At 39.1% G+C, this 12,489-nt stretch carries 14 protein-coding genes; 6 read left to right on the top strand and 8 right to left on the bottom strand.

Going from position 1 to position 12,489, the window contains the following annotated elements; translation table 11 throughout:
- Window positions 1–49 precede the first annotated feature (49 nt).
- Complete coding sequence (locus tag ACYVRA_RS10715) at window positions 50–205, bottom strand: hypothetical protein (protein ID WP_461252695.1); 156 nt, start codon at window positions 203–205, stop codon at window positions 50–52.
- 157 nt (window positions 206–362) lie between these two features.
- Between ACYVRA_RS10715 and ACYVRA_RS10720 the strand changes: the two genes are divergently transcribed.
- Window positions 363–1,496 (top strand): DNA cytosine methyltransferase, encoded by a 1,134-nt coding sequence (locus tag ACYVRA_RS10720; RefSeq protein WP_461252696.1) that lies wholly within the window; start codon window positions 363–365, stop codon window positions 1,494–1,496.
- Here ACYVRA_RS10720 and ACYVRA_RS10725 read toward each other — a convergent pair.
- Both ACYVRA_RS10725 and ACYVRA_RS10730 read right to left on the bottom strand, forming a co-directional pair.
- Window positions 1,429–2,205 (bottom strand): hypothetical protein, encoded by a 777-nt coding sequence (locus ACYVRA_RS10725; RefSeq protein ID WP_461252697.1) that lies wholly within the window; start codon window positions 2,203–2,205, stop codon window positions 1,429–1,431. The two genes, ACYVRA_RS10720 and ACYVRA_RS10725, sit on opposite strands and share 68 nt — an antisense overlap.
- On the bottom strand, window positions 2,195–2,419 hold the full coding sequence (locus tag ACYVRA_RS10730; protein WP_461252698.1) for a helix-turn-helix domain-containing protein: 225 nt from the start codon (window positions 2,417–2,419) through the stop codon (window positions 2,195–2,197). Before ACYVRA_RS10730 ends, ACYVRA_RS10725 begins: the two co-directional genes overlap by 11 nt.
- Window positions 2,420–2,726: 307 nt before the next feature.
- On the opposite strand from ACYVRA_RS10730, the gene ACYVRA_RS10735 reads away from it, so the two are divergent.
- The gene (locus ACYVRA_RS10735; protein ID WP_461252699.1) at window positions 2,727–3,212 is read left to right on the top strand and encodes a hypothetical protein; all 486 of its coding nucleotides are present in this window, start codon (window positions 2,727–2,729) and stop codon (window positions 3,210–3,212) included.
- Between the two features lie 293 nt (window positions 3,213–3,505).
- On the opposite strand, the gene ACYVRA_RS10740 is transcribed toward ACYVRA_RS10735, so the two are convergent.
- Both ACYVRA_RS10740 and ACYVRA_RS10745 read right to left on the bottom strand, forming a co-directional pair.
- Window positions 3,506–4,447 (bottom strand): transketolase family protein, encoded by a 942-nt coding sequence (locus tag ACYVRA_RS10740; RefSeq protein ID WP_461252700.1) that lies wholly within the window; start codon window positions 4,445–4,447, stop codon window positions 3,506–3,508.
- Between the two features lie 3 nt (window positions 4,448–4,450).
- Complete coding sequence (locus tag ACYVRA_RS10745; protein WP_461252701.1) at window positions 4,451–5,275, bottom strand: transketolase; 825 nt, start codon at window positions 5,273–5,275, stop codon at window positions 4,451–4,453.
- A gap of 98 nt (window positions 5,276–5,373) precedes the next feature.
- On the opposite strand from ACYVRA_RS10745, the gene ACYVRA_RS10750 reads away from it, so the two are divergent.
- From ACYVRA_RS10750 to ACYVRA_RS10760, 3 genes are read left to right on the top strand one after another with little or no spacing between them, the layout of a single operon-like run.
- On the top strand, window positions 5,374–6,159 hold the full coding sequence (locus ACYVRA_RS10750) for a hypothetical protein (RefSeq protein WP_461252702.1): 786 nt from the start codon (window positions 5,374–5,376) through the stop codon (window positions 6,157–6,159).
- A 9-nt stretch (window positions 6,160–6,168) separates the two neighbouring features.
- Window positions 6,169–7,239 carry a S41 family peptidase gene (locus ACYVRA_RS10755; RefSeq protein WP_461252703.1) on the top strand — a complete coding sequence of 357 codons (1,071 nt, stop codon included), beginning with the start codon at window positions 6,169–6,171 and terminating at the stop codon, window positions 7,237–7,239.
- Complete coding sequence (locus ACYVRA_RS10760) at window positions 7,236–8,627, top strand: leucine-rich repeat domain-containing protein (RefSeq protein WP_461252704.1); 1,392 nt, start codon at window positions 7,236–7,238, stop codon at window positions 8,625–8,627. The genes ACYVRA_RS10755 and ACYVRA_RS10760 overlap by 4 nt, the downstream gene beginning before the upstream one ends.
- Window positions 8,628–8,684: 57 nt before the next feature.
- On the opposite strand, the gene ACYVRA_RS10765 is transcribed toward ACYVRA_RS10760, so the two are convergent.
- Both ACYVRA_RS10765 and ACYVRA_RS10770 read right to left on the bottom strand, forming a co-directional pair.
- Entirely contained in the window at window positions 8,685–9,173 is a 489-nt protein-coding gene (locus ACYVRA_RS10765) for a nucleotidyl transferase family protein (protein WP_461252705.1), read from the bottom strand.
- A 52-nt stretch (window positions 9,174–9,225) separates the two neighbouring features.
- A complete protein-coding gene (locus ACYVRA_RS10770; RefSeq protein ID WP_461252706.1) occupies window positions 9,226–10,839 on the bottom strand; it encodes a tetratricopeptide repeat protein in 1,614 nt (537 codons plus the stop codon).
- Here ACYVRA_RS10770 and ACYVRA_RS10775 point away from each other — a divergent pair.
- The gene (locus tag ACYVRA_RS10775; protein WP_461252707.1) at window positions 10,814–12,169 is read left to right on the top strand and encodes an ABC transporter substrate-binding protein; all 1,356 of its coding nucleotides are present in this window, start codon (window positions 10,814–10,816) and stop codon (window positions 12,167–12,169) included. The genes ACYVRA_RS10770 and ACYVRA_RS10775 overlap by 26 nt on opposite strands.
- Window positions 12,170–12,221: 52 nt before the next feature.
- Here ACYVRA_RS10775 and ACYVRA_RS10780 read toward each other — a convergent pair.
- Window positions 12,222–12,489, bottom strand: a 268-nt coding sequence (locus tag ACYVRA_RS10780; RefSeq protein WP_461252708.1) for a hypothetical protein, incomplete at its 5' end; no start/stop codon positions are given.

Here is a 12,489-nt window from a genome sequence, read left to right on the forward strand (position 1 = left end):
TGTAATAAATCGGCGTAGTCAAATAAGGCAGCGTGTGGTGGTGCTTCGCTTAACAGGTCGGTAAACGCATCGCCGCCTGTCGGCGGCTCGGGCTACGCAAAGCACCAGTCGGGCTTACGCCCTTTGTGGGGTTTTGCTCCGCCACATTTTTTTGCGCCCGTAAAACCGCTTCGCGGTTTTCCTTATCGGGCGCAAAAAACGTCATATACCGCCAGAACGTTATGCGAAACTATTTTGTCCCAAATTTATCTTCACAGGTGCCATGCGTGGCACTTAAAAATCAATAAAATTGAATAAAAAATAGTAAAATTTCCAATATAAACCTACTTGACAAACATGAAAAAACGAATACTATAAGTTACATGGAGAACAAAAACTATAGAGCCATAGACCTTTTTTGTGGTTGTGGGGGTATTTCACTTGGACTTGAGATGGCTGGTTTTTCTGTATTGGCTGGAATAGATGTCGAGAAAAAGTATCTAAAGACTTTTGAATATAATTTTCCAAATGCTCAAGCCATTTGTGAAGACCTTCGTAAAATTAAAACAGAAAATTTATTGTCATCTTTAGGAATTAAAAGAGGCGAACTTGAATTATTGGTAGGGGGGCCACCTTGTCAGGGCTTTAGTAAAAACGTTCCGCGTTCAAAAAGGGAAGCAGATAGTGCAAATAATCTTTTAATAGAAACATATTTAGATTTTTGTGAAAAAATATACCCATTCTGGATTTTAATTGAAAATGTTGCTGAAATGCGGAATGGTTTTAACACAAAATATACTCAAATAATAAATGAAAAACTTATTTCACTTGGATATAAAATTATTGATAATGTTTATAATTCCGTTGATTTTGGAGTGCCACAAAATAGGCGAAGGGCTTTTTTTCTTGCCCGTAGAGACGGAGTTGAGCCAGAACTGCCAAAGCCAATTTCTTTTAAGAAAGAAGTAGGATTAGGTTTTGAAGAAAACAATTATGTTACAGTATGGGAGGCAATAAGTGACTTACCAAGTATAAAACAGGGGGAAGGAATTGAGCCGGGAACTTATAGATGCAATCCAAGAAGTAAATATCAAGAATCAATGCGTTCAAAACAAGGAACTTTTTATAATCACGTTGCACGGAAATTACAGCCAATACAAAATGAACGCCTTCAAAAACTTAAACCAGGTGAAGGAATAAAAAATCTCCCTGATGAATTAAAGCCAAAAGGTGGATATAGTGGAGCATATGGGATATTAGAAAAGGATATGATTTGCCCCACAATCACCCGATGGGTTTTTCATCCTGGTTCTGGTAGATGGGGACATCCGGTAGATAAAAGATTAATTACTATCAGAGAAGCAGCACGACTTCACGGATATAATGATGACTTTAGATTTATCGGCTCTTACAATGAACAAGCTGGTCAAATAGGTAACTCTGTCCCACCTATTCTGGCAAAACAAATCTCAATGAGTTTTTTTTCTGCTTCGAAACGCTCTGTAACAAAGCCATGAATTGGTCTTGCGATAATCTTTCATCGGCTTGTGGAAATAAAAAACGGATATGATGCGGGTTAGTCTCATTTGGCCACCAGTTTTTTTCTCCGCTAAAGTGCAACTGATTTTCTCCAAGTCCGTGCCATGCAAACCATTTTTCATTTGTTTTTTTATTAAAACCGTGTAATGCTGGAAGTTGCTCTTTTCGTACAGTATTTTTTTGCGTAGACCATTTCCAATAAAAATTGGTTTTATCAAAAATAATAGGGTTATCTTTTGTACAAAGTAATTTTTCAAAATACATCACCTCACGATTTTCAGATACAATAAGGCGCGAATAGTATATTTCTTTTAAATCATACTTTTTTATGCTTTCAAGGGCATGTTCATTGCAAAAATCAATAATAGCATTTCCCAACGCTACAAGTCCCTGTTCTGATTTTTGCGACCCCTTAATCAAATTATCAGAATTTTTTATTTTTGCTCTTTTCCATGTTACTGGTGTAGTATCTTTAGTTGATTTAATTTGCCATCCAATATGCTTTTCGGTATTTATTACATCAACAAAATCGTAAGTATTTAGCACTTTTCCTTTTCTGACATGGGAAAGGACATTTTCCATAAATGAACCAGGTATAGTGTCCAACGCAAATGGGACTTTTATGTATCCTATTAATATATTAGATATTGTTTCAAATTGAGATTTATCAGAGAAATTATTTTCCATTTTCAAATCCTTTTAACAATTCTGTAGGAGTTATATTAAGAGCCTTGCAAAGTGTAAAAATAGTTGTTATAGTAGGATTTCTGACACCTCTTTCAATATCACTTATATATGTTCTGTGCAAATTTGCTATTTCTGCCAATTTTTCTTGAGATAATCCTTTCTTTTTGCGTTCCTTTTGCAAAATGATCCCAAGGTTAGTAAGATTGTATTCCATAATTTAGTTTAATTTTGTCTATATATAGACTATAAGTCTACAGACTATGAGTTACATTTATATTAAAATATTATATAAAACAATTAATGAATCGCCTCCGCCGTCCTTGTCGGGGGGTGATTCGGTAGTGTGGAACAAAAAAGCATCGCATAACAAGTCGGTAAAAGTACACCCCTTCGGGGCTAGGCTAATCCGGAACGTTATGCGCCATTTTTGCTGGCGTAAAAATAATATTTTCATAAATTGTTGAAAATATGTATTGACAAATTTGGTTAAAAGTACTAAAAATTTAATCGGAGGAAATAAAATGGCATGGTTTACAAAATTTAAGGAAGGATTTTCTTTGGTATTGGGTATTATAGGTTGTATTGCAATGGTTGTTTTTGGTATTGCTTGGTTAATTGCGCCAAAAACTAAAGTATTAGAACCTTATAATCCTTCTATTGCAAGTGAAAATGCGGCAATATTTGTTTTTCACAACAACTTTAATGTAAAAAAAATTAATGATCATACAATTTCTTGGCGTTCTGGATTATCAAGATCAGCTTCTATAGAATTGCCAACTGGTGAATATACATTTCTTGTTGACTTTAGTGACAATGACTGGAAGGCTGATAATATAATAGTAACTGGATACTTTGAACAAGGTAAAATTTATTTGCTGACGTATTTCTTGGATACAAAAGAAAAGAAAATACGACACTTGATTAAAGAAGTAGATAAGGAAACTTTTGAAAAGATAAAAAAATCGATGTGGCAAGGTAAATATTTCAAAAATAAAGAACTGAAATAAACAAAAACGGCACTTAACAAATGGTAACTGTACGCCGGAACATTATGTGAGACTAGGAGAATTATTTTATGTATTCTCGCAAAATGGTCGGTAAAAAATAGAATATGGTATACGCCCCAACTTCACATAACGGTCTGTTAAAACTTCGCCGCCCGTTGGGCGGCTCGGGCAACGATGATTAAAAAAGACGGCTTCCGCACAAATTGCGGAAAAACCGGGTATGAGGACAGAAAAAAATAAAAAGGACACAGAGGTAACCCCTGTGTCCTTTCCCATCTCTCGCTTGTGAAAAATTATTTCAACAACTCTTTCGCTTTCTTCACAAGACTGTCAACATCAAGCCCGAAGCGGTTTACAAGGTAATCCTGTGTTCCCACTTCGCCAAATTCATCGCGAATACCGATGCGCGCGAACTTGCAACGGCAGCCCTCTTCGGCAATTATTTCCGCTACCGCGCTGCCAAGACCGCTCATTATTTGGGCGTTCTCCGTGCTGATAACCGCGCGTACTTTGCCGGCCTGGTTCAATATAGCGTCACGGTCAATTGGTTTTAAGGTGAGTACGTCAAGCACTCCGGCGTTGATTCCCTCTGCGGCAAGTTTCTCGCAGGCCTTCAGCGACTGGTTCACCATGAGGCTGCCAAGCGCTATAAAACAAACATCTTTTCCTTCTTTTAAAACTTTTGCCTGCCCAAACTTGAATGTTTCATTTTCTGAGTACAGATAAGGTACGGGTTTGCGAGGAATACGCAGGTAATGACAGCCGTATTCTTCCGCCATTAAGCGGACGAAGGCGGCGCAGGACACGGGGTCTGACGGTTCGAGCATTGTAAGCTTCGGAACAACCCTCATCAGGGCAAGTTCTTCAAAGGGCATGTGGGTTCCGCCGTTATAAGCGGCGGTTACGCCCGGGTCCGTGCCTATCAATTTTACATTTAACCTTGCATAGTTAGCTGAAAGAAAAAATTGATCGTATACGCGCCTTGATGAAAAACAGCCGAAGCCTGACGCAAACGGAATTTTACCCAGAGTGGAAAGACCAGCGGCAACGCCAATCATGTTGGCTTCCGCGATACCGCAGTTAAAAAAACGGTCGGGATATGTTTTCTTAAAAATACCCGTATTTGTACAACTCATTAAATCCGCTTCCAGTACTACAATGTTTTTATTATTTGCAGCTAACTCCATTACTGTATCGACATACGCCATTCGCATTTCTTTTTGTTGTTCTGCCATGATTTACTCCTTATCTAACGCGGCAATGGCTTCTCTCGCTTTTTCCATGTCAAAAGCCATGCTGTGATTTTTTTCTACGCCTTCCGCAAAGGAACAGCCCTTTCCCTTGATCGTGTGCATGACGATCATTGAAGCTCTTTCTTTTTCCGCAAGAGCCTTTTCAATCGCGGCGTCCAAAGCGGCAACGTCGTGACCGTCAACTTCCTGGGTGAACCATCCGAATTGTTCCCACTTTGCGGCAAGATTTCCCATATCCAAAATGTCTTTGGAAAAGCCGTCAAGCTGTTGTTTGTTATTATCGGTAAAAGCAATTAAGTTAGGAAGTTTTTGGAAACCGGCGAATAACGCGCCTTCCCAAATCTGCCCTTCGTTGGATTCACCGTCGCCGATAATCGTGTACACGGTCGATGTTTTTTTATCCATCTTTAAACCGAGGGCTATGCCGATGGCGGCTGAAAAACCCTGCCCTAAAGACCCTGTGGTCATGTCGATGCCGGGGGTCTTGTTACGGTCGCAATGGCTGGGGAGGCTTGTTCCGCCCTTGTTCAGAGTAGTAAGCCAATCTTTAGGAAAAAATCCCTTGAGCGCCAAAGTCGCGTAAACGGCGGGACCTGAGTGTCCCTTGGAAACAACAAGTTGATCGCGTTCTTCCCAGCGTGGGTTTTGCGGATCAACTTTCATACGGTGAAAGTATAATAGAGCCAAAAGGTCTACGATTGACATTGCCCCACCGATATGGCCTGTCCCAAGATTTCCGATTTCTTCGATTGTCATTTTACGGATTTCTTTTGCCTGTGCTTTTAGATAATTTTCAGTTTCTTTATCCATGCTAATCTCCTTTAATGAATAAGATATTATACCATAAATAAAGACGTTTGTCATGTACCATTGACATTATATGGAAAGATAACCATTATTTAATAAAGATGCGATTAGAAAAACCCCACTTGGCGTTCATTTTTTTTATTTTGATTAATATTGGTCAAACTGCCGCGCAAACGCCGGAAGCTGATAAGCCTTTTAGGATAGGAACGGGTCTTGGTTATTCGTTTACCGGATACCGGGAAGAAACGGATTTGCCTCTTAACAGATACGTTAACGCTCTGAATTTTAATTTAAATTGTAATGTCGAAAAAAATAATTTTTATTATTCGCTTAATTTTGGATTTTTATCGGGTGAAAATAAAGCGGTAGAAATGGAATATCATGAAGATTTTTATACATACTACCAGAGGGAATCTGTTTTTCTTAGGACATATTTGGAAAACGCGCTGGATTACAGACTTTGGGGAAACCGGGTTTTTCCCGGATACCTTGGCGGAGCCATTCGGGGCGATATTTATTACTCTGTTTTACAGCAGTCAAATTATTACAGCTTAACAATATTATTATCGCTTAATATTCATGTGACTCAAAAATGGATCATCAACGAAAATAACAAACTTGTTTTCTCGGTAAGTCTTCCTGTTTTTGGTTATGGATTAAGACCGCCTTATTTTGGATTACTTTACGCGCCTCTTGATATGGAGCAAAGTATAACAAGCCTTCATAATTACCAAGCTGTTTTTGGCGATTTAAAATACCATTATAAAATAAGCGGATTATTTTCTTTTTATCTGGGCATTGGATTTGAATTTTCACACATAACATTTCCACAGCCAAGAAAAGACGCGTTGTTCAGCGTAAATGCGGGAATTGCGTTTTCTTTTTAGGAGAAGAAATTGAAAATAATTTTTAAATTTTTAATTTTACCGTTATTTGCAATACTGTCCGCATGTCAGTTGTTTTTAGGACAAGACCCCGATATCAGTCCTAAAGAAGTAATAAAAAGCCTCTGGAATGATTTTAATACTATCCATGCAAATTTAGATTTTAGAATGTGCAGTAACACCAAGTATAACAGTTGGTACGACGTATATTATAATGAACCGAACGGATATGCTTATAAAATAAATCCTAATATGTCTGATGAATCATTATTTAATGTATGTGCAAATATGTTAAAAGAACTAAATGATCCCCATGTTGGCTTATTTGCCCCGGGTAAATTTGTCGGCAGTTATTATGACAGCTATAATGAAGATTTTAATCTTTCCACGGTAAAAAGTTATTTGATAGAAAACGGAAATAGTGAATATAAAAATTTCTTATACGGCAGATTTTTAAAGAAGCCTGACATAGGTTATATTTATATTGCATTGTTTACAGATGAAGAATTTGAACAAGATGACCATGAATGGGGAAGGGCAATTGACAATATTTTACACAGTCTTGCAAGTGTTAATGCTATTGTTTTGGATGTTCGCAATAACAGGGGAGGAGAAATTTTTATAATGGAATATATCGCCTCTCATTTTGCGTCCGAACAAAAAGACTATATGAAAGCAAGAATGAAAACAGGTCCCGGACCAAATGATTTATCCGCCCCTAAAATTTACACCATAAGGCCTTTTTCAACAGTTTCCGGGAACATGTACAATTACACAAAACCTGTTGTGCTGTTGACAAACAGAAATTCAGTTTCCGCCGCGGAATGGTTTGCTATGGCGTTGCGTACCCAGAGCAATGTAACGCATACGGGAACTCCGACATGCGGGGCGTTGTCTTCACGGAAAGATCGCTCCATGATAAACGGGTGGTATTATTCTATTTCACCGGAAAGAGTGACAGATATGGACGGGAATTATTATGAAGGAATCGGAATATCTCCCTATGAAGAGCACATAATAGCAAATAAAACCGGCGATGAGCAGCTTGATTATGCTATTGAATTAGCGGTAAACGCAAAATGAAAAAAAGCGTAATTATAAAATTATTTGCTATTACCGTCTCTGCGTTAATTTTTTTTATTACTTGTGATGAACAGGCCGATTCCAGTGAAAATAATTACGCTATCATTTTACTTTCTGCCGACGGTTCTCCTGACAATCCAACAACCACACTGCTCTTTACAGTAAACGATGACAATTTTGCCCTTACCACCGATGACATAAAAATAAACGCCGGCTTTTCCGTGATAAAAGGCTCTTTAACAAAGACAGATACGATGACTTATGAACTACCCATAACATCAGGAAAAACAGGCTTGATTAGGGTAGGTCTTGATCCGTATCGCGGTTTCACGAGGTGGGATGCAAAAACCGCGATTGTTTACGCAGACTGGCACTTTAGCGGAATTTCAGAATTGTCAATTACGGGAAAAGATATATTGGAAAGTTCTATAATAATACCGCCTTCAATAGCCGAAGTGCCTATCACATCAATTGGAATTGACGCGTTTAATAATAAACAACTGACCAATGTTGTCTTTTCGGAAAATATTACCGTTATCAGAAATAACGCATTTGCAAATAATTATCTGACTACAGTTGATATTCCAAAAAGCGTTACCAGCATTGGAAATGCGGTTTTTGCCTATAATGAAATTATTGATATCACTATTTCAGAAAATGTTTCATACATTGGAGATAACGCGTTTTATCGTAACCAATTGTCCACTTTTGCTATTCCTAAAAAAATAACTACTATTGGAAACGGCGTATTTGCATATAATCAGTTATCCAGTATTATTATACCGGAAAATATTACCTCTATTGGAAACGGAGCGTTTGCATATAACAAGTTATCTGCCATAACCATACCGAAAAATGTTATCACTATTGGAAATATCGCGTTTGCATATAACAGATTAACTAATATTACTATTTCAGAAGGAGTCGAACACATCGGGGAAAACGCTTTTTCTTATAATTTATTGTCCGAAGTTACTATTCCAAATAGCGTTACCACTATTGGAAACAGCGCGTTTGCAAATAATAATATAGGCGAAATTACCATTCCAAACGAAGTTGTAACTATTGGGGCTAATACGTTTTTTAATAATCAATTAACAAATGTCACAATTTCTGAAAAAGCCGCATCTATTGGAAACAGCGCTTTTGAATACAATAACTTGGGCGAAGTCACAATCCCTGACAGCGTTAAAACAATCGGCGTTCATGCGTTTTTTCACAACCAAATAACCAGTATTACCATTGGGGAAAATGTAACGCTTAGTGATTTATCTTTTGGCGGCGGTTTTGAAAACGCCTATAATATTATTTACGAAAAAGCGGCGGGAGTATATACGCGATCTGATATTTACAGTGATGAATGGACATGGACAGAAAAAGAAGAATAGAGTTGTTCGGACTAAAGTCCGTATCGGACTTTAGTAATGACGCGCTTTCCATGCGTATTACGGATACGCTCTTCCCAGCATTTTTTGCGCCAACTCAATATCTCCCGCGCTTATCGCGCTTCTGATACGGCTTGAGCTGACAGGCAGAGACCCTTCCATAACTTTTGGCAAAATCTCCGCCGTAATATTATGCAAAGCGAAAAATTCTTGAATCATCTGCGCGTCAGTATCCTGCTGATAACCACACTTAAAACCACTTCCAACAGCGAAGAAACCGACATTGCCGCGCTTTAACAAAATTTTTAAAAACTCAATCCCCGGCATTTTTTTAAATTCTTCAGTAAAATCAATAACAACCGTCATCTGTATTCCCATACTTTCAAATATATCCAGTCTTTGTTTAAAAGTTAAAATATTACCGCTTTCAATTTTATGGTTATGCCTAAATGTGACAACAACTGGCGTTTTATCAGTACCATGCGAAACAATCAACTTTAACAGCGCCTGATGACCTATATGTACGCCGTCAAAAATTCCTACAGTCATAGAAGAAGATTTCCCGTTATGTGAAAATCCGTCTTCCAAAAACTGCCGTCATTCAATTATTTTCATCATTGGCGTTGTCATCAATTAACATAAGTTCTTCCAGTTTCGTGCGGAAAAGCTCATAGTCCGGGGCAAGTCTCACCGCTCTTTTTATAAGGCGTATTGCCGATTTAATTTTTCCTTTAATGTAATAAACAAGCCCCCATAAATATAAAAGAGCCGGATCCGCTTTCGGGCGCGGCCTGATGGCGCACCTGAGTTTGTTGGAAGCTTCAAATTCTTTCGCGCTTCTGTCATAGTCTTCGATACTGAACGCCCATTTTCCTGCAAGCGCGCGGGCTTCCCAGTTCTCTGTTCCAAGCAGGGACAGTTTTGGCATAAGAGCGGCAAGTTCCGGCATATTGTCTTGATTAAGGAAAATTTTCCCCGCGCTGACATAACGCGACAGCGCTTCTTTTTTATTCCCTGCCATTTCATGCGCGTTAGCCGCGTTAGCCGCATATATGCCGTTTTCCGCGTTCATTTTAAAAGCCTTGTCCCACGCTTCGGCTGAGTCAGAATAATCTTTTAGTTCCCAAAGGCATTTTGCAAACAATGTGTAATAATCAATATCTTTATTTATATCATGCGGATGCTTTATTACAAATTCTTTTAACTCGGCAAATTTATTTAACTCGTATAATATTTTTATTTTTTCCGTACACGCTAATTTTCCTTCGGCTGAGTCCGGCCATTGATCAATAATTGCGTTGATAAATTCTTCCGCCGCTTTGTATTCCCTAAGACGGAATGACATTCTTGCAGCAAGAAGCAATTCTCTTTTTGTCTTTACTTTAGACGCTCCGGAAACAGTACTGATAACTTCATCCCTGCGTTTCCACGCCCTGTTAATTTGATCCAGAGCCTTAACAGGTTCGTCCATTACGGCGTAAGTTTCAGCAAGCCTTAAACGCCCCTCGGCATTTATATTGGAATCGTCGGTCCATTTCTTATAACATTCTTCTATCGACTTTACCCGCGTGTCAACAGAAAGATAATCAAGCATTGCCTTACAAACATACTCATCTGTTTCTTCAACAGATTCATAAGAAGCCAAAGCAAAACCAAGCTTGCCGTAGGCGACGGTACTATCAGCGACTTCTCCCAACCATTTGCCGTTTACAAGAAAAATCAAACACGCGCCGCAGGTGATTATATTCATAGTAAAATTTATACCGTCAAAATCAGATATTTCGGTCCATGCGATAAGGGTTTTGGGCGCGTTATCCTTTACCGCGTCAAGGCGGAAATACCCCTTACTGGAAACAAGCGCCATATAATATGACTCCTCGTCCATAATGCGAAAAATAATCCCGGCAGCCGAGTAACCGCCAAGACTGTCCAGCCGGATTTTTGCTTCTATTATATGATCCTGAAATTCATAACCGGGCATATCTACCCACGCGATACATTTTACCTTTTTCAAGCCAAGCGTAAGAGACCCGTTTGACAGGTAGGAATTATATGAAGATTCTGATTTAATATCAAAAGGAGGTTTTTTTGTTTTGGCAAAATCTATTATCAACTTACCTTCGGAAGCGACGCCGTCCGCGTCAATATATCCCGGATTTATTTGCCGAATTTTATTGGAGAGCGTGTAAATGAGCCTTTTAGAAAAAGTAAGCATAGTTAAGATGTACCTTAAAAATCTAAAAAAGTCGATATGTCATATTGGCGAAAATATTATTATTAAGGTAAAAGAATCAATACTCAATATCGACCGTATAGATATTATTATCATTTTAGCTTTGTTAATTTTAACCATTTCCGCGTTAATTGTAAAACTGCCAGTTAAAAAGGAAGCCGAATCCAAACAGGTGAATCTTTATTTATCTGTAAGCGCTGAAGAACTGTTTGGAAAAGAACTAATGGAAACATTGATATTGGAATTTCAAGAAAAAAACCCCGATATTCGGCTTCTTTTTGCCAAGTGCGATAGCAACAGCGACAGCGATAGCGACAACGATACCGATACCGATATTGAACCCGACGTTCTTTTTTTTATCGAAGGTGATTACAGCACCCTTATCGACGTAAACGCTTTGATCGAATTAAATTCATTTACTAACTACGAATCAGGCGCGCGTCAAATGGCAATCCCCCTTGTCTCTTTTATGGATATGCTTTTTTACAATATTGATATCCTTACAGCCGCAGGTTTTGATCATCCGCCAAAGAACAGGGAAGAATTTACCGCTTATGCGAGAAAGGTCTCCCGAGGCAATTCCGGCGCGGCGGGATACGCGTTAAGTTTGAGTCAAAACGACAGTCAGTCTCTGTCCAGGGATATTTTTTCATGGATATGGGCGGCAGGCGGCAATTTCTGGCCGGAAGAGGGAATCACTCCGACATTAACAAGGGCGATGACCAATGACATTTCATTTTTTGGAGTACTCAACCGTGAGGGGCTTTTAGCGCCGGATGTTTTTGAAACAACAGGCGATCAACGCCTTGACGCGTTTATCCGTGGAAAAGTTGCAATGATTATTGCCTCTACCCGTACAATTCCGTATCTGAGGGCGAAAATGGGAGACAACGCGTTTGGCGTAACAACAATTCCCGGCCCGGAAACCGGTGGAAAGTACAACATCGGCATTTCCTCTATTTATGCCGGCATCTCCGCCAATACCTCCCACCCGGATAAAGCGTGGAGTTTCCTTGCGTTCCTTGCAGAAAAAAGCCCCCTCCTTTGCGCAGAGTTAAAAGCGGTTCCCGGCATGGTTTCCAGCATTATTCCCGGCAATTATGTAAGCGAAGATCTTTTCTATTCCAAAGCGTGGGACATTTTTGAAGCGTCAGTCATTGCGGAAGGTTTTTCCGGAAAACCCGACTCGCGGAAATACGAAATTATTTTCTTGGAAGAACTGCGGCTTTTTTTTGAAAGTAACCGCAACGCGCTGCAAACTTCAGCCGCGATACGGCAAAGGTGGAATGAAGTTTCAGGGAGTGAGAAATAATTGTTTCAGTATCATAAAGCTATTTTGTGGTAACTGCCGCCGGAGTGAGTACTTATTCATCAAGGGAATATGCGTAAGTAAAAGCAGGCATATTATCAACCGGTTTATCGCAGGGGATTGTATCCTCTTCACGGTAATAGCAATTATCAAACCAGTTTTTGCAGAGGTGTAAGCCGCCGACATAAATGTCCATTTTGCCGTACCAGCAGTCTTTTTTAAGCGGGGTTTCACAGACAAATTGATCATCTGTGAGGAATATAGAATATGGCGGTTTCTTTCCGGTTAGAAACAGCAATTCATAACAGTCTTTTTTCCCATTG

The organism is Treponema sp. R8-4-B8 (assembly GCF_054786175.1).